The sequence below is a fragment of the Cupriavidus numazuensis genome, from assembly GCF_905397435.1.
Taxonomy (GTDB): domain Bacteria; phylum Pseudomonadota; class Gammaproteobacteria; order Burkholderiales; family Burkholderiaceae; genus Cupriavidus; species Cupriavidus numazuensis.
Genome location: NZ_CAJPVI010000031.1, coordinates 72,393 through 94,361, shown reverse-complemented (window position 1 = coordinate 94,361; position 21,969 = coordinate 72,393). Strand labels below are relative to the sequence as shown.

Here is a 21,969-nt window from a genome sequence, read left to right as displayed (position 1 = left end):
GGTTCACCTTTCCAATCCTCAACGAGGGGGCTGGTTGGCAAGCCAGCGCAGATGTAGTGCTTCCTACGCTTCCTCGCCTTTTGGCCCCTTGCGCCCTGCACAACGTGGTGTTCTGCAGGCACTTATATGCAAAGAAGTGCAAACTGAAGGGGAAGTGGCAGAGATATCCGTCAAGGCAGGCGTGCGAACAAGACCGCACCTCTGGAAGAGTAGTTGTTTACCCGTAGGTGCACATGGGTTCGCAATTCGCCTTGACGCATGCACGGAACAGAATTAAAAGGCTCTATCGGTGATGTGAGTTCGTTCTTGCTGTGCGCAAAATTCCCCCCCTGGCAACCCTCCAAGCCTTTGAAGCGGCGTCCCGCTTGGGCTCGTTCATCCGCGCGGCGGAAGAGCTTCATTTGACGCCGTCCGCCGTGAGTCACCGTATCCGGGACCTGGAACGGCTTCTCGGGATTCAACTGTTCCATCGCATTCACCGCTCTGTCATCCTCACAGACGCGGGACGGAAGTTTGCAAAGAACGTCGGAGATGCCTTTGGTCAAATCGAATCAGGCGTTCAAGAGATTTCCCGGGCCGGAAAGAGTGACCTTATTAACGTTCACGTTGTGCCCAGCCTTGGCGCCCAGTGGTTGATGCCAAGAATCGCGCGCTTCACGACGATGTACCCAGACGTAGACGTGCGGATTACCGCCTCGGGCGAAAAGGTCGACCTTGAGGACGGCATGGTGGACTTTGATATTCGCTATGGGGCGGGACTAGCACGAGCAGGAATAGAGACGGAGATGTTTCCGCCCGAGCCTATCGTGGCTCTTTGCTCACCGAATCTAGTCGAAGGGGACCCGGGGCTTCGGAGCCCCACTGACCTTTCACAACAGATGCTTATCCATTCGGAGGTGAACCTCTACACGTGGCGAAATTGGGAAGCCGACCATCCGGGCGTGCAACTGAACTTAGAGCGAGGGCCACGCTTCGACCGTTCGTTCATGTCGATTTTTGCGGCAATCGATAGTTTGGGCGTGTGCTTGGAAAGTATGCTGCTGGTGGAGCGGCAGCTTGCATCGGGCAGTCTCGTACTTCCCTTCGGCAAAGAGGGCCCTCGCATCGAATGCCATAGCCTGAACTACCTCTCCAGTCGGGGCCACCTCCCGAAAATGCGTCTATTCCGGGAGTGGCTCATGCAAGCACTGGCAGAAAGTCCAAGTCTGAATAGCGGCTGACGTTCGACGAGTCACCACCCCTCGATTTACTTCAGGTCAGGGAAGCTGTATCCCGTCAGACGCCGACCCGTGCATTCACTAGGCTATCAAGATGGCGCGGAAATCATTCACGTTTGTGTATGTCGGCCCTGTAATGAGCAAGTCGTCAATGGCACTGAAGTATCCATAAGAATCGTTGCGGTTCAGATGGTCCGCAAGTTTGTGCCCGGCAACCAAGCCTCGGATTAGGGTGTCAGGAGTCACGAAGGCACCAGCATTGTCCTCAACGCCGTCTATGCCATCGGTGTCTGCCGCCAGTGCCCAGATTCCAGGACATCCCTGCAGTGCCTGCGCGAGACCCATACAGAATTCACCGGCTCGCCCGCCTTTTCCCTTGACCTGTCCCGGCTCTCGAGGACGCACGGTAACTGTGGTCTCACCTCCCGACAGGATGACGCAGGGGCGCGGGAAGGGCTCGCCTCGCTTGGCGACGGAACGTGCTAGCGCCGCATGCACCATCCCAACATCGCGCGACTCCCCCTCAACCTCGTCGGAGAGAATATAAGCATTGACGCCGGCGGCGTTCGCCGCCTCAGCGGCCGCCTCCAGCGAACGTTGTGGCGTCGCAATCAGATAGGTCTCATTTCCATCAAAACAGGGGTCACCCTGCTTCGGAGTCTCCAAGGAGCCGGACCTTAATGCCTCTTCGGTCGCAAGGGGGACTGCAATGCCGTAGCGACGTAGGATTTCTAGGGCTTGCTCGCACGTACTGTCGTCAGCCACCGTTGGACCGCTGGCAATGGTCGAAACGTCGTCGCCGGGAACATCGCTGATAGCCAACGTGACAACCTTTGCCGGACTGCAGGCGGCAGCAAGTCGGCCACCTTTAATGGATGACATATGTTTCCGGACGCAGTTCATCTCCGAAATGTTGGCGCCCGATAGCAACAACTGTTGGTTGATGCGCTGCTTGTCGGCGAAATCCAGGCCTTCAGCTGGGAGTGTCAGCAGCGACGAGCCGCCCCCGGAGATTAGACAAACGACAAGGTCGTCTGCGGTCAGCCCTTTCACCATCTCCAGCATGCGCCCTGCGGCGACTCGCCCTGCTTCATCTGGCACCGGATGGGCTGCCTCGACAATCTCGATTCTTTGTGGCGCGTCGGACTCGCGCGGCGGTGTATGGCCATAGCGCGTCACCACCAAGCCCTCGAGAGGCGCGCCGGCCGGCCACAAGGAATCGAATACCCGCGCCATCGCACCGCTGGCCTTGCCAGCCCCCACCACAATGGTGCGGCCACGCGGCGGCTTTGGCAGATACTCGGCGAGTACAGCTGCCGGTTGGGCGCTGCGGACCGCGCTGTCGAACAGTCGTTGAAGGAAATCTCGCGGGTCGTTCATAGATTGGGGAACACGGAAGGTGAGAAACGCGGCACTACCAGGTGAACTGGGACCACCAAGCGCGGCAACGCCAACATACCGGGTGAAGGGAATCTGGCTGCGAGCGCAGTGATTCTGGGTTACAGCAATCCGTCCGGCAAACGATAAAATGTCACGCATTCTTTACGCCCCTGCATGCTGCATCGCAACACCGCCTTTACCAGCTGGCTGCCATGATTCCTCCCCTGACGTCTCTACTCGCTTTTGAGGCCATTGCACGCCGCAAGAGCTTTGCCCTTGCCGCGACAGAACTGCATCTGACGCCGTCGGCAGTTAGTCATCAGGTGGCCCGATTGGAAAAGCTGATTGGGCTAAGGCTTTTCGAGCGCTCCACGCGGGGCGTGGAACTGACGCCCGCGGGGCAGACCTATCTCTCACGCGTCGCCGGTGCGCTTGGCGCCATCAACTCCGCCACCGAAGACTTGCGACACGGTGTCCAGGACTCGCTCTACATTCACTCCAGTCCTAGTTTTGCCAGCCTATGGCTGATGCCCAGAATCGCGAACTTTGCGCGTCGCCATCCAGAAATCTCGCTAGGACTATCGGCTTCCCCTGAGCACTCGGACTTCGAAATTGGGCAGGTCGATGTCGACATCCGTTACGGTCTGCCCAACTGGCCGGATTTGGAAGTCGAGCCGGTTTTCTCGGAGCGGGTTGTTCCTCTTGCCAGCCCGGATTTCCTTAGCCGACACCCGGTTCAGTCTCCTGAAGACCTGGTCCAAGTTCCCCTTATTCAGTCTCGTATTAGTCTCGTACAGTGGCCGGAGTGGTTCGCGGACTACGCTCCGGACTTGCATGCTGAGAGGATTCCGCTTCGCTTTGACCGCTCCATGATGAGTATTGATGCGGCAGTCCAAGGCCTTGGGATTGCGCTTGAGAGCACAAAGCTAGCAGCGGAGCACCTTAAGGCCGGGCGTCTTTGCCGCGTGTTTGATGAGGAGCTTGGCCTCGATATCGTGCAGCACCATGTCGTCTATCCTGCTCGGCACGCAGCGCGCCCGGAGGTGGTTAGCTTCCTCGAATGGTTGCGTGAGGAAAGCCGTCTCACCGGCGCGGAATGACTTTCCTCGGCCGCCAACTCCTTACATGACACGCATTCAATAATCCCTGAATTTTCATCGCTTGCCTCACGTAGAGACTGTCGCGAAGAATTAAGTCCTCTTCCGACAAACTACAACGGAGACAAAGCGGCCGAGTAAGTCCGCTCGGCGTGCATAAAGCTATGACCGCACATGAACTTCAGCCACTGGCGCACGCCATTCGCTTTCTGTCCATCGACGCGATTGTCCGCGCAACTGAGGGGCACCAAGGCGTGCCCCTAGGCATGGCCGAGATTGCCACCGCTCTCTACGCCAAACAACTCAAATTCAACCCGCAAGACCCCACTTGGTGGGACCGCGACCGTGTCGTTCTCTCTAACGGTCACGGTTCGATGCTGCTGTACTCCCTGCTGTGTCTGACCGGCTACGAGCACATTACACTTGACCAGGTGAAGAGCTTCCGCGAACTAGGCTCCCACTGTGCCGGCCATCCCGAGTACGACCCCAAGCTTGGTATCGAGGTCACTACTGGACCTCTCGGCCAGGGCATCGCGAATGCATTTGGTATGGCCGTCGCTGAAGCCTTCCTTAATGCCCGCTTCGGTGATGACCTCGTCAACCACCGCACTTACGCCTTCGTCGGCGACGGTTGCCTGCAAGAGGGCATCGGCCAAGAGATGATTTCGCTGGCCGGTCACCTGAAGTTGTCGAAGCTCACGCTGCTGTGGGACGACAACCAGATTACGGACGATGGCAAGACCGAACTCTCCATTAGTGAGAACGTCGCGGAACGGTTCCGAGTCGCCGGCTGGCAAGTCGTGGAAGTCGACGGACATAACATCGCTGACGTTTCCGAAGCGCTTGAGTTGGCCAAAGCTGACCCGCGCCCTTCGATGATTGCGTGCCGTACAGTCATTGGCAAAGGCATTCCGCGCGTGCAGGGCCAACGCGGCGGCCATAGTGCCCGCCTGTACGAAGAGGACGCCAAGGCCGCTCGCGAGCTGCTCAATTGGCCGCATGGCCAGTTCGAAATCCCGGAAAACATCCTCTCGGGTTGGCGCGGCTTCGGTGCACGCAACCAGAACACCTATGAGGACTGGAAGGCCCGCGTGGCGGCTCTTCCGGCGGAAAAGCGGGCCGAGTTCGAACGCATTATGCGTGGCGAATTGCCTGCGGGTTGGGAGCAAGTCCTGCACGACTTCAAGCGAAAGTGCTTTGACTCCGACGAGTTCCCTGGCGGCATCCAGATTTCCGGAGCTATCAACCAAGCGCTTGCCGAGATAATGCCCGAGCGCATGGTTGGATGTGCAGACTTGGAAGCGCCGACAGGCCATAAGGGACCGCTGCAGGCGTTCACAGCAACCAATCGGAGCGGCTCGTACGTCCATTGTGGCGTCCGCGAGCACCTGATGGGCGCCATGGCCAACGGCATGGCCGCACATGGCGGGATTTTGCCACTCAGCGTCACGTACCTTGCTTTCTCTGATTATGAGCGCCCCGCAATGCGGATGGCCGCGCTCATGGGTCTGCCGGTGAAGTTCGTCTTCAGCCACGACTCCATTGGCATCGGCAAGAACGGCCCCACTCACCAGCCGGTTGAGATTCTGGCCTCGCTGCGCGCCATGCCAAACATGCTTGTCATGCGTCCCGCGGACGCGACCGAAGCCGCAGAGTGCTGGGAGACCGCGATGGCGCATCGTACTGGCCCGGTCAGCATGGTGTTTGCGCGCCAGAAGCTGCCCCGCGTGCGTCAAGCCCACACTGAAGAAAATCTCAGCCGGAAAGGCGGCTACGTACTCTCCGAGGCATCGCGCAGCAAGCGCCAGGTCACGCTTTTGGCAACTGGCTCCGAAGTAGCGATTGCGCTCGAAGCGCAGAGGCGACTGGAAGCGCTCGGCATCGCCACGGCAGTCGTCTCGCTGCCTTGCTGGGAACTCTTCGATGCTCAGGACGCCGCGTACAAGGCTGCTGTCCTTGGCAGGGACGGAGTGCGGATTGGTATTGAAGCCGCGCTGAGGTATGGCTGGGACCAATATTTGGGAATTGATGGTGGATTTGTCGGGATGAAGGGCTTTGGAGCGCCTGGCCCAGCTGACGCTCTCTATCGCCTTTTCAACATCACGCCTGACGCAGTGGTTCTTGAAGCCCAGCGTCTCCTTGAAACTGCTGGAGCCAAGTAATCATGAAAATCGTTTTTCTCGACAGCGCGACTCTTCCCCCGAAAACCATCCTACGGACGCCGAACTTCCCGCACACCCTCCAGGTGTTCGAATACACGGCGCCAGAGGATGTCCCGGCCCGCATCGCGGATGCCGGCATCGTTGTCCTGAACAAGTCGAAGCTGACCGCGGGCGCCATCGCAGATGCGCCGCGACTGAAACTCGTCGCCGTGGCAGCAACCGGCTACGACAACGTGGATGTGCGTGCCTGTTCCGCGCGGGGCATCGTTGTCAGCAACATTCGGAACTACGCGATTCACACCGTTCCCGAGCACACTTTCGCATTGATTTTTGCCCTTCGTCGCAGCATCACGGCTTACCAGGATGCCGTCCGCAGGGGACGGTGGCAGGAATCCGGCCAGTTCTGCTTCTTCGACTACCCCATCCGCGACTTGGCCGGCTCGACGCTCGGCATCATTGGCGATGGCGTCCTTGGGCAGTCGGTCGCCACAATGGGCCGGGCATTGGGCATGAATGTCCTCTTCTCGACGTACAAGGGTCGGAACGATATGGGCCCGCTGTACACGCCGTTCGAAGATGTCCTCGCTAAGTCGGACATTGTCACGCTTCACTGTCCGCTGATGCCGTCGACTCGCAACCTGATTGGTGCCAACGAGTTTGCACTGATGTCGCGCAAGCCGCTTCTGATTAATACGGCCCGTGGCGGTCTCGTTGATGAGTCGGCTGTGGGACCCGCGCTCGATGCGGGCCACATCTCCGGGGCGGCGTTCGACGTGGTTAGTGTGGAACCGCCCCCGCCAAATCATCCGTTCAATGCCTTGCTGGAGCGTCCGGACTTCATCCTTACCCCGCACGTGGCCTGGGCAAGCGAAGAAGCGACTCAAGGTCTGGCGGACCAGTTGGTGGACAACATCGAGTCGTTCGTCGCCGGCAAGCCCGTCAATCAAGTGGGCTGACCCCTATAGCACGCGTCCGTTGGCGAATTCCGAAGCGGACGCGTGAACTCGCTGGCCCGAGGAGCCAGCGCCTTCCCCATGAAGTCAGTCTCGGGTTAACCCTCCCTAGGGACCACTTGCCGACTAGGTCTACTCATCATACCATTAGACCATCATGCCAGGCACTTAACCATTTCCCCACCGCGGAAGAGTTCTCCTCTCTTCAGGTTTCTTTTTCTCGGTGGTTTAGGACGCGCGCCCAAATCCGGCCACGTCCCCTTTCTATTAGTCGGACGTGCGTTGCCAATTCTTCGCCGTCCTTATCGTGTCGACGCATACTCCGCCGCCTCTCTACATTGACGCATCAGAGGCCGGCAACGTGAGTCGGAGCTTTCGCCCTGAACGCCGGGCGTTGCAGTATCAGCATCGGAGATTTTCATGAGCCTGCGCCGCGAGCGCCATACAAAGATTGTGGCAACTTTGGGTCCTGCTTCGTCGGATGCAGAAAAGATTCTGCAACTGGTCCAAGCAGGCGCGGATACCTTTCGCCTGAACTTCAGTCATGGCACGCATGAAGACCATGCGGCGCGCCTTCGCGTGATTCGGGAGGTGGAGTCCGTCGTGGGCAGGCCTATCGGCGTGCTGTTGGATTTGCAGGGTCCGAAGCTGCGGCTTGGCACGTTTGGCGACGGCCCCGTAAAGCTCAATGCCGGACAAGAGTTTCGCCTTCAACTGGCCCCTGTGGTCGGCAACTGGCAAGTCGCACAGCTACCCCATCCCGAAATCTTTGAGGCACTGTCGCCAGGCAACGCACTGCTCATTGATGACGGCCGCGTCCGCCTTCGGGTGACTTCTTGCGGCCCGGATTTCGCCGAGACGGTAGTTGAAACGGGCGGCAAGGTTTCCGATAGAAAGGGCGTGAATGTCCCTGACTGTGCTCTGCAACTGTCGGCGTTGACGGAGAAGGACCATCGAGACCTGAAGTTCGGGCTCCAACTCGGCGTCGACTGGGTGGCATTGTCCTTTGTTCAGACGGCTCGCGACATCGAAGAACTCCGGGAAATTGTCGGCTCAGGCGTCGGGATTATGGCGAAGATTGAAAAGCCTGCCGCCATTACTGACATCGAGGCGATTGTCGCTGCGACCGACGCGATTATGGTTGCACGGGGCGACTTGGGGGTCGAAATGCCTCCGGAAGAAGTACCGGCAATTCAGAAGCGTCTGACCCGACTCTGTCGCGAAGCTGGCAAGCCCATCGTGGTAGCGACGCAGATGCTCGATTCGATGGTTAGTTCGCCTGCGCCTACCCGAGCCGAGGCATCAGACGTCGCGACTGCTGTGTACGATGGTGTCGATGCCGTGATGCTGTCGGCCGAGTCGGCCAGCGGAGACTATCCCGTTGAAGCAGTTCAGATGATGTCTCGAATCATCCGAAATACTGAACGGGACCGACTGCAGCGAGACACCATGGGCGCCATTGCCGCAACTCGGCGCGCTGATGCCCCGGATGCCATTGGCGCGGCCATTCGCACAGCAGCAGACATCCTGCCGCTGTCGGCTTGCGTGACATACACGCTGTCTGGCTCCAGCGCTCTGCGCGTTGCCCACGAACGCCCCAACGTGCCCATCGTCGGCATGACTCCCAAAATCGAGACCGCGCGCCGGTTGGCGGTCGTGTGGGGCGTTCATGCTGTCCATGGCGATGACGCAAAGAGCGTCGAGGACATGGTTCAGCATGCCACCGACGTCGTTCGTGCGGAAGGATTCGAACCGGAATCTCGTCCATTCGCGATTGTGGCCGGAATGCCGTTTGGAACGCCGGGTTCCACGAACTTTTTGCGATTCGTGCTCCCAACGCAAAGCCAGCCGAAGTAAAGCTGCTGGCGGCGGGCCATAGCTCATACAGTCTTGGACCGCCCAAGCGCTGCTGGATGCAAATGATGGACATAGCGCTCGCGTAGCAACTGTCTACGCGGCGCCCACCAACTTCTTTTTCGTCAAACAATGAGTGCAATCGTAGACATCATCGGCCGGGAAGTTCTCGACTCGCGCGGCAACCCCACCGTCGAGTGCGACGTCCTACTCGAATCTGGCGTCATGGGCCGTGCCGCCGTGCCGTCCGGCGCATCCACAGGCTCGCGCGAAGCCATCGAACTGCGCGACGGCGACAAAAGCCGTTATCTGGGCAAGGGCGTGCTTAAGGCCGTCGAGCACATCAACACAGAAATCGCCGAAGCCATCATGGGCTTGGAAGCCTCCGAACAGGCATTCCTGGACCGCACGCTGATTGAACTGGATGGCACCGAGAACAAGAGCCGCCTGGGTGCAAACGCCATGCTGGCCGTGTCGATGGCCGTAGCCAAGGCCGCTGCAGAAGACGCCGGCCTGCCGTTGTACCGCTACTTTGGTGGTTCGGGCCCCATGCAGTTGCCGGTGCCGATGATGAACATCGTTAACGGGGGAGCGCACGCCAACAACAGCTTGGACGTCCAAGAATTCATGATTATGCCGGTGTCTGCGAAGAGCTTCCGCGAAGCCCTACGTTGCGGCGCCGAAGTCTTCCACGCACTGAAGAAGATTCTTGCCGACCACGGCATGTCTACCGCCGTGGGCGACGAGGGTGGCTTTGCCCCCAACTTCTCGTCCAACGAGGAGTGTCTGAACACCATCGTCCAAGCGGTCGAAAAAGCGGGCTACCGCATGGGTGAAGACGTATTACTGGCAATGGACTGTGCCGCCAGCGAGTTCTATCACGAGGCAGAGGGTGTGTACGTCCTGGAGGGAGAAGGTCTGAAGCTGTCGTCGACCCAGTTCGCGGACTACCTCGCGAAGCTCTGCGATAAGTTTCCCATCGTGTCAATCGAGGACGGCATGGCCGAGGGTGATTGGGATGGCTGGAAAGTCCTGACCGAGAAGCTTGGTAACCGCGTGCAATTGGTGGGCGACGACCTCTTCGTGACCAACACCAAAATCCTGAAGGAAGGCATTGAGAAAGGCATCGGCAACTCAATCCTCATCAAGATTAACCAGATTGGCACCTTGTCCGAGACGTTCGCCGCCATCGAGATGGCCAAGCGAGCCGGCTACACCGCCGTGATTTCGCATCGTTCGGGAGAGACGGAGGACAGCACCATCGCTGACATCGCGGTGGGCACCAATGCCGGCCAGATTAAGACCGGCTCGCTGTCGCGTTCGGACCGAATCGCAAAGTACAACCAGTTGCTGCGCATCGAGGAAGACCTGGGCGAAGTAGGAAGCTATCCCGGCAAAAGCGCTCTTTACAACGTGCTGTAACGTGCCGGCGGGCAGGCTATTCGGCCTGCCCGCCGCTAACCGGGCCGGCCCAGGTGCGTACCACTGGCCACGGAATGTAGCGATAACTGCCCCAGAAAGGGGCAGTTATCTAACTGATATCATCTCATCTTCTGGCATGATGACATGAAAGGTGAGTCCCTATGGCTGCTGAGCCCATCCAACGTAGGCGGCTGTTCGAGGATGTACTCGAGCGACTGACAGAGAGGATTCGAAGCGGGGAAATCCCCCCTGGTGAGCAGCTGCCAGCTGAACGCGACCTCATGGAGTACTACGCTGTGGGTCGGCCTGCAATTCGCGAGGCTCTTCAGTCTCTCGAGCGAGCAGGCATTATTGAGATTGCGCACGGCGAGCGCGCGCGCGTCGTGATTCCTACCGCCGAGCATCTAATGCGGCAGATTGGAGCCGGTGCCCAACACCTGCTTAGGTCGAGTCCAAATTCCCTCGCGCATCTCAAGGACGCGCGCCTTTTCCTCGAATGTGGACTGGCTCGCCTTGCCGCCGCCAATGCGACGGAGCGCGACATCGAGATTCTCCAAACTCGCATCGAAGACCAACGCGCGGCTACGAGCAATCCGGAAGAGTTCCTCACGCGCGACATGGCGTTCCACCGCGAAGTGGCACGGATAAGCGGGAATCCAATTTTTCCCGCCATCGTGCAGGCGCTCTTTGAGTGGGCCCGCGAATACTATCGAGGGATTGTTCGGGCGCCCGGCGTTGAAAACCTCACCCTGGAGGAACATCAGCGGGTTGTTGATGCTATTGCAAAGCATGACGGCGAGGCTGCCGCCAAGGCAATGCAAGACCACCTCACGAGAGCAAATGCCCTCTACAAGGCGATTTCCGGCACGGTAGACATCTCTTAGGCTTGAGTCCGAAGGGTTCGCCTCGCTCGCTGTCTGCTGCCTAGATTCCTCTCCCCTTAAGGCGCCTTAACGCCTCCCCGCTCATATCTGAGCGGGCATCCGCCTCCTAAGTACTCCCTCCATCACTCATAAGGGTTAACGCCACATAAACGGCCCTTGTCGTCTTGGCATACTCATCATACCATTACACCATCATGCCAATACGGGCATGGACGCTTTAGCAGGCCCGCACAAACCACGGCGGCAGGCCGCTTGAGAAAGTGAACCCACTGGAGACTTGTTGTGACAGAGAAGATTGCGTTGTTTGGCGCCGGCGGAAAAATGGGCGTGCGGCTGGCGAAGAACCTGCTCAAATCCGACTATCGCGTCAGCCATGTCGAGCCGAGCGAAGTGGGTCAGAAGCGCCTGCGCGACGAATTGGGCGTCAGCTGCGTCAGCACGGACGAGGCACTCGACGGCGTCGATGTCGTCATCCTGGCAATTCCCGACACCATCATCGGCAAGGTCGCTGCTCAAATCGCTCCGCAGCTGAAGCCCGGCACCATGGTCATGACGTTGGATGCCGCAGCTCCCTTCGCTGGACATCTGCCCGACCGCCCAGACCTCACCTACTTCGTCGCTCACCCCTGCCATCCGCCCATCTACAACGATGAGACGGAGCCGGAAGCACGTCGGGATTACTTTGGTGGTGGCGCCGCGAAGCAGTCGATTACGAGCGCACTGATGCAAGGTCCGGAAGAGGCATTCGACCTTGGCGAGGCAGTCGCGAAGGTCATCTATGCGCCTATCCTGCGTTCCTACCGCCTGACGGTCGAGCAGATGGCAATTCTGGAGCCGGGCCTGTCAGAGACCATCTGCGCAACGCTCCTCCAGGTCATGCGTGACGCGATGGACGAGACCGTTCGTCGCGGCGTACCCCGGGAGGCCGCGCGGGATTTCCTGCTCGGACACATGAACATTCTGGGCGCGGTCATCTTTAACGAAATCCCCGGTGCCTTCTCAGATGCATGCAACAAGGCCATTGAGTTCGGAAAGCCCCGCTTGATGCGCGATGACTGGCTGAAGGTGTTTGACCGCCACGAAATCGCTGACAGCATCCGCCGCATTACCTGAGTTGAGACTCGCAATTTCTAAGCGCTGTCAGCACCCCTGACAGCCCTACCAATGTATAGGAGTCAACGTGGGTAATCGCATTTACGCCACCTATTGGCTGGAAACCGGAGACGACCCCAAGCGGGCGGCCGAAGCCATTGCTGGCGAGCAGTCCAGTGGAACCTTTGTAGCATTGCCCACGGAAACTGCTGAACTCAAAGAACGCTCGGGCGCACGCGTCGAAAACATCGAAGTACTGGAGACCGTGTCTTCGCCCAGCCTGCCGGGTGGCATGAAGGGCGACCGGTACCATCGGTGCCGCCTGACCATTTCCTGGCCGCTTGAGAACCTGGGCCCGTCCTTGCCCAATCTCATGTCGACCATCGCTGGCAACCTGTTCGAACTCAAGCAGGTCTCCGGCCTCCGGCTTCTGGACTTGCAGCTGCCGCATGAGTTCGCTCAGGCCTATCCAGGCCCAGCCTTCGGTATCGAAGGGACGCGCAAGCTGGCCGGCATCTCCGAGGGGCCGCTCATCGGCACCATCATCAAGCCCAGCGTGGGCTTGTCCATTGAGGAAACTGCTCGACAGGTGAAGTTGCTGGTCGATGGCGGCATCGACTTCATCAAGGACGATGAGTTGCAAGGCGATGGCGGCTACTGTCCGTTCGACGACCGAGTATCTGTTGTCATGCAGGTTGTCAACGAAGCGGCCCAGCGAACCGGTCGCAAAGCCATGGTCGCGTTCAACCTCACCGGTGACCTCGACCAAATGAAGCGCAGACACGACCATGTTCTCGCAGAGGGCGGAACGTGCGTCATGGTGTGTCTGAACTCGGTAGGCATCATTGGCCTGCACGAACTGCGTAAGCATTCGCAGTTGCCCATCCATGCTCACCGCGCAGGTTGGGGCTATCTGACCCGCAGTCCGGCTCTGGGCTGGGAATACGCACCGTGGCAGAAAATCTGGCGTCTGGCTGGTGCTGACCATCTGCACGTCAACGGGCTGCGGAACAAGTTTAGCGAGTCCGACGAGAGCGTTATCGCCGCTGCCAGGTCGGTGTTGGCGCCAGTCATGCCGGAAGCACCGATGACTGCTATGCCCGTTTTCAGCTCTGGCCAGACCGGTTTGCAAGCGGCAGACACCTTTGCGGCACTCGGCTGCGCAGACCTGATTCATACGGTCGGTGGCGGGATTTTCGGGCACCCCGGCGGCGTTGGAGCTGGCGTAGAAGCTCTGCGAGAGGCTTGGGCCGCTGCCATGAGCGGCACACCTTTGGGACAGCAAGCTGAGCGTTCCGCCGCGTTGGGCCAAGCACTGGAGTTTTGGAAATGACATCCTCGGTGTCTTCCAAGCTTCCACCTGGACTGCTACTCGCCTACTACGGCGACGACTTTACAGGCTCGACGGATGCCATGGAGGCGATGACGGCTGCGGGTATCCCGACCATGCTGTTTTTCCAAAGTCCGACGCCTGAGATGCTCGCGCGGTTTCCCAGCGTGAGATGTGTTGGGCTTGCTGGTGCCTCTCGTGGCAAAGGGCCCGCATGGATGGAGGCAGAGCTGCCTCGAGCCTTTGAAAGCTTGCGAAAGCTCGGCGCCCCCATTCTGCAATACAAGGTTTGCTCGACGTTCGACTCCTCCCCCACTGTCGGTTCAATAGGGAAGGCAATCGACGTGGGCGCTACGGCCGTAGGTGGAGCATGGGTGCCCATCGTCGTCGGAGTTCCGCGACTTAAGCGTTACCAGGCATTTGGGAATCTGTTCGCTGCGGTCGATGGGCAGTGCTATCGACTGGATAGACATCCGACCATGTCGCGGCATCCCGTCACCCCGATGTCGGAGTCCGACCTTAGGGAGCATCTCGCTCAGCAGACGCAGCGCCCAATTGAACTGGTTGACCTCGTGCAACTGTCCTCTGGGAACGCAACGCCTCCTGCGCCAGTAAGTGCCCAGGCCGCTCCAGCCGTATTCATCGACGTAGTGGATGAGGCGACCTCGCAGGCAGCTGGTGAGCTAGTCTGGGAAGGTCGAGGCGATGGCATCTTCTCTGCGTCGTCATCCGGTTTGCAATATGCCCTGACTGCGTACTGGCGTAGTCGCGGCTGGATTCCGAGCGAGTATGAGTTGGAGAAGGCTCGACCGGTTCCTGTTATTGCGGGTGTCAGCGGGAGCTGCTCGCCAGTCACTGCAAGGCAGCTCGAATGGGCAGAGAAGAACGGCTTCGGCACAATCAGGCTCGACGTGCAGAAGGTCTTGGACAACGACACCGCAGGGCAAGAAGTGGAGCGTGTCTCGTCGGCCGCAGTCCAGGCTTTGTCCATCAATGTCAGCCCTATCATCTACAGCGCCAAGGGTCCAGACGACCCCGCAGTGCTCCAGTTCAGCGAAATGGCAAACCAAGCAGGCCTCTCTCGGCTTGAGGCTGCCAATAGGGTCAGCAATGCGCTTGCTCAGAGCATGCGTCGTGTTCTGGACGCAACCGACCGCACCAAGCTGCGTCGCGTCGCAGTTGCCGGCGGTGATAGCTCCGGCGACGTCGCCAGCGCCCTGGACATCACGGCGCTATCGGTCAAAGCGCCGCTCACACCGGGCGCCCCGTTATGCCAAGCCTGGTCCGAATTACCCCAGCGTGATGGCCTCGAGATTGTGCTGAAGGGTGGCCAGATGGGTAATGAGCAGTTTTTTGGAAGCGTCCTAGCGGGTAGCTGAATTGGCCCACACGCAAACAGCGTGAGCGAAGAGCGTTGACTTTCGACCAAAGTGCCCTAGCCGCGGCGTCAATAGCGTCGCGGCCGCCGGGCAACGGAGACACTAAATGAAAATAGCCTTTTTTGGCCTCGGTACGATGGGCCTTCCGATGGCAATCAACTTGGTCAAAGCTGGCCACCAGGTGACAGGTTTTGATAAATCCATCGAGCAAACCAAGCGCCTTGTTGCTGCAGGAGGCCTGACCTCAACCAGTACCTCTCCAGCAGCCAGCGAGGCTGACGTCGTGATTTCGATGCTACCGGACGATGCAACGACTCGGGCGGCTATCGTCGAATCGGGCGTCATCGCGGAATTGGCTTTTGGTGCGATACACATCAACATGGGTACGGTATCGGTCGCACTCTCGCGCGAGTTGACCCAGTTGCATCGCCAGCACTATGGACACTACGTTGCCGCTCCGGTACTCGGCCGGGTCAATGCTGCCGAAGTGGGCCAGTTGAACATCCTAGCCGCAGGTGCTGCGGATGCGCTCCTGACTATCAAGCCACTGTTCGAAGTCCTGGGCCAGCGCATTTGGCATTTTGGCGAGAAGCCCGAACAGGCAAACGTGGCAAAGCTGGCCGCCAATTTCATGATTGGAAGCGCCATCGCAACGATGGGCGAGGCAGTCACGCTCGCGGCCGCCTACGGTGTTTCGAAAATTGATTTCATGGAACTTGTGACAAGCACCGTGTTCGATGCGCCAGCCTATCGCAACTATGGTCATGCAATCGCACGGGAAAGCTTTGAGCCGCCTGGCTTCAAACTCGCGCTTGGCCTCAAGGATGTGAAGCTCGCCATGAGCGCCGCCGAAGAGGTCAACGTCCCCCTGCTTATGGCAAGCGTCTTGCGCGACGCACATATCGATAGCCTCGCACACGGGGAAGGAGACATGGACTGGGCGGCCCTATCGCGCGCAGCAGCGCGCAGGGCGGGACAAGCCTAATTTTCCGGCGCCCTTATTGCCTAGGGGGACGTCCTAACTCGTTTCCCCATGGCTTGGTTTGAATTAGGGGATGCCCTAAAGGGTTAACGGTCAGATTTGCGTTAACCTCCATGATGATGTACTGATTATACCATTACACCAACCTGCCCTCAGAGGCGAAGGATGGAGACTATGTCCCAGACAGTTCAGGCGGTTCCCGCCGCGGGGCGCGATAGCGCCCTTGCATCACACACAGAGCTTTCGAACGTCTACAAGAAGGTGACGTGGCGGCTCCTACCCCTATTGGTCCTTTGCTACGCGTTCGCCTACTTGGACCGAGTAAACGTCGGTTTCGCGAAGCTGCAAATGGTCGCTGACCTGAAGTTCAGCGATACCATCTACGGCCTTGGGGCGGGGATTTTCTTCATCGGATACGTGCTCGCGGAAGTACCGAGCAATCTCATACTTCATCGGCTCGGCGCGCGGAAGTGGATTGCCCGAATCCTTGTCACTTGGGGCCTGCTCTCCGCAGCAATGCTCTTTGTAAACTCACCGACCTCATTCTATGTTCTGCGCTTCTTGCTCGGAGTCGCTGAAGCTGGCTTCTTCCCCGGCATCATTTACTACCTGATGCACTGGTATCCGTCGTCGCGGCGTGGTGCCATTCTGGCCATCTTCTACCTTGCAGCGCCGCTGTCGGGCGTCTTCGGTGGGCCGGTATCTGGCTACATCATGACGGCAATGGCCAACACGGCACCCTTTACCGGATGGCAGTGGATGTTCCTCTTGGAGGGCTTACCCGCGGTGCTGCTCGGCGCGGTCGTTTTTATCTACCTCGATGACCGAATCGATAACGCAAAATGGCTCACCACTGATGAAAAGGCGGCGTTGCACCAGGCGCTGGATAAGGAGCAGTATCACGCAGCGCCTACATCTGCAGGAAGCGCGTTCAAGAATCTGCGCACCTGGCATCTGAGCTCGATTCTCTTCCTCATCGTGATGGCAATGTACGGAGTGTTCTTCTGGATGCCGACGCTGGTGAACGAATCGGGCATCAAGAGTCCGTTGCTCGTGGGCCTGCTGTCTGCAATTCCCTACGCGGCCGCTATTCCGACGATGATGCTGATGGGGCGACACTCGGACAAGCATGGAGAAAGGCGGATGCATATGATTTGCCTTTGCATGATGGGTGCGACCGGCTTCCTGCTCTGCGTAACCTGGCAAAGCGATACGGCTAAGCTGCTCTTCGCTCTCACCCTCGCGACGGCAGCAGTCATGGCAATTCTTCCTCTCTTCTGGACGTTGCCGACCGCCATCTTCAAGGGCGCGGCGGCCGCAGCTGGTATCGCCCTCATCAACTCGCTTGGAGTGACGGCCGGCTTCGTTGCGCCGTATATGGTCGGATACCTCCGTGACCTGACAAAGAGTCCGAATACCGCGCTGTATATCCTCTCGACGCTATGGGTTATCGCAGCTGTTCTCATCTATAAGGTTCCTGCGAACCTGACCACAAGCAACAAACCAACGGAGTAAGGAGATGCAAGAAATCAAAGCCCTGGTGTTCGATGTCTTCGGCACGGTAGTAGATTGGAGAACCAGTATTGCGAAGGAGGCCGAAACGTTCTTGGGGCAGCAAGGCATTTCCGGTGATGGCTACAAGTTCGCCGACGACTGGCGCAATCTCTATCAGCCGGCCATGCAGGCTTGCCGCAGCGGAGAGCGGCCGTACACGCGACTTGACGACCTCCACCGCGAGAATCTCGACAAGGTGCTGAAGGCGTGGGACATTCAAAACGTATCCGAGGAAAAACGGCAGCACCTGAATCACGCGTGGCGTCGCCTGCAACCTTGGGCTGATTCAGTGTCGGGCCTGCACCGGCTGAAGACCAAGTACATTATTGGAACTCTGTCGAACGGCAACATCGCACTGATGGTCGGGCTCGCAAAGTGGGGCGGGCTCCCTTGGGATGCGATTTTGGGCGCAGATGTATCGGGCGCCTACAAGCCGGAACCTGCGTCCTATATTGAGACGGCTAAGGTCCTCGGACTGGCGCCGCAGGAAGTCGCGCTCGTCGCTGCCCACAACGACGACTTGCTTGCAGCACGGGCGTGCGGCCTGCGAACCATGTTCGTCACGCGGCCCACTGAGCATGGCCCTGAGCAAAAGATTGACCTGGAACCTGAAGCCGATTGGGACGTCTGTGCCAACAGCCTTGAAGAGCTTGCCGATAAGCTTGGTTGCTAGGACAGCGGCACCGCCTCCTGGCGGTCCGCTGCCCTGCAATCAGGGTTCTCTGAATTGAAACATGCCCGCCTATTGGCGGGCATCTTTTTCCGCGGACCGACTGACTCCATTGCGGCAGGGCGCCTTTGAACGTCTAGCCGGTGCAGAGTAAGTTGCAAGACTGAACGAGGGACCTACACATGGGCCATTACTTACACGGCTCCCAGCCCCGTGAGTAGCGCCGCCAACTCTCACCCACTTTCCGTAGCAGAACGAACCAGAGAAATGCTCAGCTCAGTCTCGGCTGGCTCGCGGTATGTGTTCAAGGAGCGGGAGTTCGCCTTACGCACTGGCCGCGAGCCAGGAAGTGCTGCGTCTCGAGTGGCCCTGCTTCGCTTGGCCAGGAGCGGCGAAATCGTGATGGCGCAAAGACGGCCCTCGACGTGGCTAATCATTCCACCGGAGCATGGTCTCTATGGTGCTCCACCGTTGGATTGGTGGCTCAACGACCTGATGTGGGAGCAAGAGCCTGGCTACTACTTAGCGCTACTTTCAGCCGCTCGCTTCTGGGGCTCATACCATCACGCATGCCACCGCACGCAGGTCATCGTAAGTAGACCGCGCAGGACACTGAGTGTCGGCAAATATCACATCGAATTCGTCGTAAAGAAGACCATTGGCAACACCCCGGTCGTACTTGAGCGGAGTCCTGTCGCTCCGTTTCGGGTGAGCACGCGGGAAGCTACGGTTCTTGACCTAATTCGCCACCAAACCGCCTACGGTGGCTTACAGGTAGTGGCGCGCGTCGTGTGTGACCTAGCAGGGGAAATGACGTCGGCGGGAATCCGAGACGCTTTGCGAGCGCTTGGACAATGTTCCGCTGCGCAACGCCTGGCCTTCATTCTCGCTAGACTCGGACACGACCAACTAGCCGCTGCCGTCGAAAGCTGGCTGCTGCAGCGACGACAACGACGTACCGTCCAACCATTGGAACCACAGCAGGATTCCAACGGCGCGAAAAGGCGTGTCGACGAAAAGTGGCTGGTTCAGTATGGCGACAACCAGGCACAGCTACTAAGTGTTGTGAGCAATACGCGCGGACAATCGTTTGGTAGCCGCCGGGCGGCCACCCCCGACGAACTACCGCGCCGGCTTTAGCTCCGGGAAAAGAATCATGAATGCTCTGTCGAAATCTCGAGTAACGACGTCGTGATTCTCTGCCTTGCGCGCCACGTGTATGCGAGCATTCTCAGTGGCGATGGAATTCGGAATGTCGTAGCCGATGTCACGTTGACGCCCGTAGACTCCCGCGGCGTAGCGGAACACGCCGTAGTAGCCGAATGCCGAGTGGAACACCGAATCTTCGACATGCTTGAGGTTGATTGAGCGGCTGCCAACCACGCGGCCCAACCGAAGGGAGATGAGCGCACTGAGGATGGTCCGAAGGTCCTCTCGGCCCTGCAACGTCTTTGGGGCCGTTTGGCATGCCACCCGGAGGTACGGCGCGAGGACACTGTAAGCGTAGTCCTGAACACGGCGCATACTGAAGCGGTCGGACGTATCAGCGGCGAGCCACGCCCTTTCAATTTCGCTAGGCATAGTGTCGTAACGAGCTTCAAGCCCGAGCCATTTGGCCAGCTCCGCATCGCCCGCAATCTCTTGCCGTAAAACGCCGTGCTCCGGCAGACCAAAGCGCCGCTCGCGTCTTGCCTCATGAAACGCTGCAGCCGTTGCGCCCATCAACGTGGTTTGCACTTCCTTCAGCGCCGTCTCGAAATCGAAATAGAAGGCGCGCTGGCGCTCGAAATCTAGGGTGAGCTCGGAAAAGCCTACCAACTTCTTGTGCCACTGGTACCGGATGGCCATGCCATCTACGACCGGCTGCTGCCAGCGGCACCACAGCTTCAGTTCAGTACTCTGACGCGACGCTTGAACGCTTTCTGCGTCAATAGAAAAGATGTTCCAGTTGTTGTTGTAGAACACATCCCGTTCGCTGAATCGCATCTCGTTCTCCGAGAGGGCGAAATCACGAAAAATCCAGAAGAGCAACGCCCCCTCGCTCAAGTAGAACTGTCGCCTGGCGGCAATGGTCGCCACAAAGGTGGTCGATAGCTGCGCCTCGAATACGAGCGTCTTGCCCTTCCAAGTACCACGAACATCCGGCTTCCGCCATTTCGAGCGGTCACGCCAACTCTGCATCCGGCTGTCTTCAACTACGGACCCGAGTTCCACATCACGGTCAGCGCGTAGGCTTTCTGCAACCCAGGCCTTTACCTGGCGGTGTGCCTCTGATTCCTTGCTGCCGTTATACCGTAGTGCCTCCCACTCGTCTTGCGACAACGAAAAGCCCGAGCGATATGGGCACTCAGCGCCCGGGTTCTTGGGATGTGCGAAGTGATAGACGCGGTCGGTCGAGCCACGGATGCTCAACGGCTCCAAGCAATAGAGACAGGTATAGCGACGGTGCCCGTCTTCGAGCCTTACGAGTTCGTCCTCGAGCCGCAGCTGATGCTTGTGGGCTTCATCCCCATCCAACACGGATTCCGCCGTGACCTGGGCATAGTTGAGATTGTCGTAGACAAGGTCAATCGTGCGAGCGGCCATGTGTCGATGATAGTTGTATCCCGTCCCGAGAGTGTCCTGTGCCCATAGCAGAATAGGCAAGAGCCGCAGCGACAGCAGTTCCTGAGCTCTCTGCAGGGGCATCCATCGAAACTCGTGATGCTCCGGCCGACCTAGCTCAGGACTGACCGGTAGGTGCACTTCTCCCTGGGGAGAAAGCGCTAGATAGAGGCGCGCAACCTTACCCTTCGAATACGGCTCGGTCTCGCGATAGTCCTCGTCCTAGGGCAATTCCAGCTCAGACAACCCCGTCTCCTCGGTGGTCTCGTGCAGCGCGGTTTGCCGGAGCTATTCGCCAGGTTCGGACAGCCCTTACGGGAAGTCCCAATTCCGGCACGCGCGCACGACTCTGGCCCGCGGTCCAGCCGTGCCCACCTAATGAGGCGCCTGCTGACACGGCGTACAGCTCATCGTGGCAATGGTGCAACTTCGACCGTGGCTAAGCCTTCTGCCCGTGCAGAAAGGCCTAGACGGCGATAACGCTAGCAGGAGACGGAATCTTTCGGTTGCGATTGGCGCTTACCACCCGGCATTGCTTACTACTAGTAAATGGCCGCGCCAAAGTACGCCCCTAGGCTATTTCCACTCCACCTGGAAGCGCTCTCGTAGCCATCGCCGCGTCAGTTATCGCGTGGAAGAAGTGCTACGACCGCCTATTCGGTATCGAGGCGAAGCTTCGGAAAGATGCAAGCTTAAGCCCTGCGCCGATTTTCGGGATGCGAGTCGTGTTTATGGAGGAGTATCTCTTGCCGGCTTTTTGATTTCCACCTAGCACAAGATAATGAGCATCAGTTTCTCCCATGTATATACCCACATGCCCGTGACCGACATCAACCCCAGTGGACCGCTTGAATACAATAATGTCTTCTCCAATTTTTGGCGTTTCGGTTTCACTCCCCAAACCCTTTCCGAGCCTAAAACTTCCAGACATTGCGTTTCCCGTACTTTGCTTTCCGAGCCGGTTTAAAACGTAGTTCAAACAAGCGGCACACCAAGCAATCGTGTCACCTTGAGAATATATTTGCGCTTTTGGCAGACTAGTTGAGTGATAGAACTCCACTATAACCGGATTCCATTCATTTGCCCATGCAGCATTATATAACTCACCATGTTCATTTCTATCCTGAAGAGTCTCATAATATTTCAATACATCACTGGGTGTCGTCGCTTCTGGGGCTTTCTCCATCAGCTTTTTGGATTTTTCTATTTGCGCGGCCAAGGGCGGCGACGTTCCATAGGGTTGATAGGCCTGCGGCGGACTAGCGACGTAATCGACATAGTCCACATCCTCACCTTGTGTAGTTTGCGCGAAGGAATTTCCGGTGAGACTCAAAGAAACACAAAAAGATGTACCTCCGGCCAAAAAATCTCTGCGATTCATACCCCCTC

The 21,969-nt window shown here is 58.5% G+C and carries 17 protein-coding genes; 14 read left to right on the top strand and 3 right to left on the bottom strand.

Going from position 1 to position 21,969, the window contains the following annotated elements; translation table 11 throughout:
- Positions 1-311 precede the first annotated feature (311 nt).
- A complete protein-coding gene (locus KHO41_RS23450) occupies positions 312-1,220 on the top strand; it encodes a LysR substrate-binding domain-containing protein (protein ID WP_211955670.1) in 909 nt (302 codons plus the stop codon).
- A 78-nt stretch (positions 1,221-1,298) separates the two neighbouring features.
- Here KHO41_RS23450 and KHO41_RS23445 read toward each other — a convergent pair whose 3' ends face one another.
- Positions 1,299-2,597: a glycerate kinase type-2 family protein gene (locus KHO41_RS23445; RefSeq protein WP_211955697.1), complete on the bottom strand. Its 1,299-nt coding sequence runs from the start codon at positions 2,595-2,597 to the stop codon at positions 1,299-1,301.
- A gap of 212 nt (positions 2,598-2,809) precedes the next feature.
- Between KHO41_RS23445 and KHO41_RS23440 the strand changes: the two genes are divergently transcribed.
- The 13 genes from KHO41_RS23440 (at position 2,810) to KHO41_RS23380 (ending at position 19,116) form a co-directional block, all read left to right on the top strand.
- On the top strand, positions 2,810-3,697 hold the full coding sequence (locus tag KHO41_RS23440; protein WP_211955669.1) for a LysR substrate-binding domain-containing protein: 888 nt from the start codon (positions 2,810-2,812) through the stop codon (positions 3,695-3,697).
- 161 nt (positions 3,698-3,858) lie between these two features.
- Positions 3,859-5,856 carry a transketolase gene (gene tkt, locus KHO41_RS23435; RefSeq protein WP_211955668.1) on the top strand — a complete coding sequence of 666 codons (1,998 nt, stop codon included), beginning with the start codon at positions 3,859-3,861 and terminating at the stop codon, positions 5,854-5,856.
- A 2-nt stretch (positions 5,857-5,858) separates the two neighbouring features.
- Positions 5,859-6,812 (top strand): D-2-hydroxyacid dehydrogenase, encoded by a 954-nt coding sequence (locus KHO41_RS23430; RefSeq protein WP_211955667.1) that lies wholly within the window; start codon positions 5,859-5,861, stop codon positions 6,810-6,812.
- 423 nt (positions 6,813-7,235) lie between these two features.
- Entirely contained in the window at positions 7,236-8,666 is a 1,431-nt protein-coding gene (gene pyk / locus KHO41_RS23425; protein WP_211955696.1) for a pyruvate kinase, read from the top strand.
- 129 nt (positions 8,667-8,795) lie between these two features.
- Positions 8,796-10,085, top strand: a complete 1,290-nt coding sequence (eno, locus tag KHO41_RS23420; protein ID WP_211955666.1) for a phosphopyruvate hydratase — start codon at positions 8,796-8,798, stop codon at positions 10,083-10,085.
- 161 nt (positions 10,086-10,246) lie between these two features.
- A complete protein-coding gene (locus tag KHO41_RS23415) occupies positions 10,247-10,969 on the top strand; it encodes a transcriptional regulator NanR (RefSeq protein WP_211955665.1) in 723 nt (240 codons plus the stop codon).
- A gap of 282 nt (positions 10,970-11,251) precedes the next feature.
- On the top strand, positions 11,252-12,082 hold the full coding sequence (locus tag KHO41_RS23410) for a phosphogluconate dehydrogenase C-terminal domain-containing protein (protein WP_211955664.1): 831 nt from the start codon (positions 11,252-11,254) through the stop codon (positions 12,080-12,082).
- Between the two features lie 67 nt (positions 12,083-12,149).
- Positions 12,150-13,394: a ribulose-bisphosphate carboxylase large subunit family protein gene (locus KHO41_RS23405; protein WP_211955663.1), complete on the top strand. Its 1,245-nt coding sequence runs from the start codon at positions 12,150-12,152 to the stop codon at positions 13,392-13,394.
- Positions 13,391-14,770 carry a 3-oxo-isoapionate kinase OiaK gene (gene oiaK / locus KHO41_RS23400; RefSeq protein ID WP_211955662.1) on the top strand — a complete coding sequence of 460 codons (1,380 nt, stop codon included), beginning with the start codon at positions 13,391-13,393 and terminating at the stop codon, positions 14,768-14,770. The genes KHO41_RS23405 and oiaK overlap by 4 nt, the downstream gene beginning before the upstream one ends.
- 106 nt (positions 14,771-14,876) lie before the next feature.
- The gene (locus KHO41_RS23395) at positions 14,877-15,755 is read left to right on the top strand and encodes an NAD(P)-dependent oxidoreductase (protein WP_211955661.1); all 879 of its coding nucleotides are present in this window, start codon (positions 14,877-14,879) and stop codon (positions 15,753-15,755) included.
- A gap of 162 nt (positions 15,756-15,917) precedes the next feature.
- Positions 15,918-17,267: an MFS transporter gene (locus KHO41_RS23390; protein ID WP_211955660.1), complete on the top strand. Its 1,350-nt coding sequence runs from the start codon at positions 15,918-15,920 to the stop codon at positions 17,265-17,267.
- A 4-nt stretch (positions 17,268-17,271) separates the two neighbouring features.
- Positions 17,272-17,979 carry a haloacid dehalogenase type II gene (locus KHO41_RS23385; protein ID WP_211955659.1) on the top strand — a complete coding sequence of 236 codons (708 nt, stop codon included), beginning with the start codon at positions 17,272-17,274 and terminating at the stop codon, positions 17,977-17,979.
- A gap of 264 nt (positions 17,980-18,243) precedes the next feature.
- Positions 18,244-19,116: a type IV toxin-antitoxin system AbiEi family antitoxin domain-containing protein gene (locus KHO41_RS23380; RefSeq protein WP_211955658.1), complete on the top strand. Its 873-nt coding sequence runs from the start codon at positions 18,244-18,246 to the stop codon at positions 19,114-19,116.
- On the opposite strand, the gene KHO41_RS23375 is transcribed toward KHO41_RS23380, so the two are convergent.
- Positions 19,099-20,664, bottom strand: a complete 1,566-nt coding sequence (locus tag KHO41_RS23375; protein WP_211955657.1) for a DUF6035 family protein — start codon at positions 20,662-20,664, stop codon at positions 19,099-19,101. The genes KHO41_RS23380 and KHO41_RS23375 overlap by 18 nt on opposite strands.
- A gap of 559 nt (positions 20,665-21,223) precedes the next feature.
- The gene (locus tag KHO41_RS23370; protein ID WP_211955656.1) at positions 21,224-21,961 is read right to left on the bottom strand and encodes a C40 family peptidase; all 738 of its coding nucleotides are present in this window, start codon (positions 21,959-21,961) and stop codon (positions 21,224-21,226) included.
- Positions 21,962-21,969 lie beyond the last annotated feature (8 nt).

What these genes read in the sequence shown, in the direction of transcription:
- KHO41_RS23445 (WP_211955697.1), bottom strand. Translation starts at nt 2,597, where the DNA reads ATGAACGACCCGCGAGATTTCCTTCAACGACTGTTCGACAGCGCGGTC.
- KHO41_RS23440 (WP_211955669.1), top strand. Translation starts at nt 2,810, where the DNA reads ATGATTCCTCCCCTGACGTCTCTACTCGCTTTTGAGGCCATTGCACGC.
- tkt (WP_211955668.1), top strand. Translation starts at nt 3,859, where the DNA reads ATGACCGCACATGAACTTCAGCCACTGGCGCACGCCATTCGCTTTCTG.
- KHO41_RS23430 (WP_211955667.1), top strand. Translation starts at nt 5,859, where the DNA reads ATGAAAATCGTTTTTCTCGACAGCGCGACTCTTCCCCCGAAAACCATC.
- eno (WP_211955666.1), top strand. Translation starts at nt 8,796, where the DNA reads ATGAGTGCAATCGTAGACATCATCGGCCGGGAAGTTCTCGACTCGCGC.
- KHO41_RS23415 (WP_211955665.1), top strand. Translation starts at nt 10,247, where the DNA reads ATGGCTGCTGAGCCCATCCAACGTAGGCGGCTGTTCGAGGATGTACTC.
- oiaK (WP_211955662.1), top strand. Translation starts at nt 13,391, where the DNA reads ATGACATCCTCGGTGTCTTCCAAGCTTCCACCTGGACTGCTACTCGCC.
- KHO41_RS23395 (WP_211955661.1), top strand. Translation starts at nt 14,877, where the DNA reads ATGAAAATAGCCTTTTTTGGCCTCGGTACGATGGGCCTTCCGATGGCA.
- KHO41_RS23390 (WP_211955660.1), top strand. Translation starts at nt 15,918, where the DNA reads ATGGAGACTATGTCCCAGACAGTTCAGGCGGTTCCCGCCGCGGGGCGC.
- KHO41_RS23385 (WP_211955659.1), top strand. Translation starts at nt 17,272, where the DNA reads ATGCAAGAAATCAAAGCCCTGGTGTTCGATGTCTTCGGCACGGTAGTA.
- KHO41_RS23380 (WP_211955658.1), top strand. Translation starts at nt 18,244, where the DNA reads ATGCTCAGCTCAGTCTCGGCTGGCTCGCGGTATGTGTTCAAGGAGCGG.
- KHO41_RS23375 (WP_211955657.1), bottom strand. Translation starts at nt 20,664, where the DNA reads ATGCCCCTGCAGAGAGCTCAGGAACTGCTGTCGCTGCGGCTCTTGCCT.
- KHO41_RS23370 (WP_211955656.1), bottom strand. Translation starts at nt 21,961, where the DNA reads ATGAATCGCAGAGATTTTTTGGCCGGAGGTACATCTTTTTGTGTTTCT.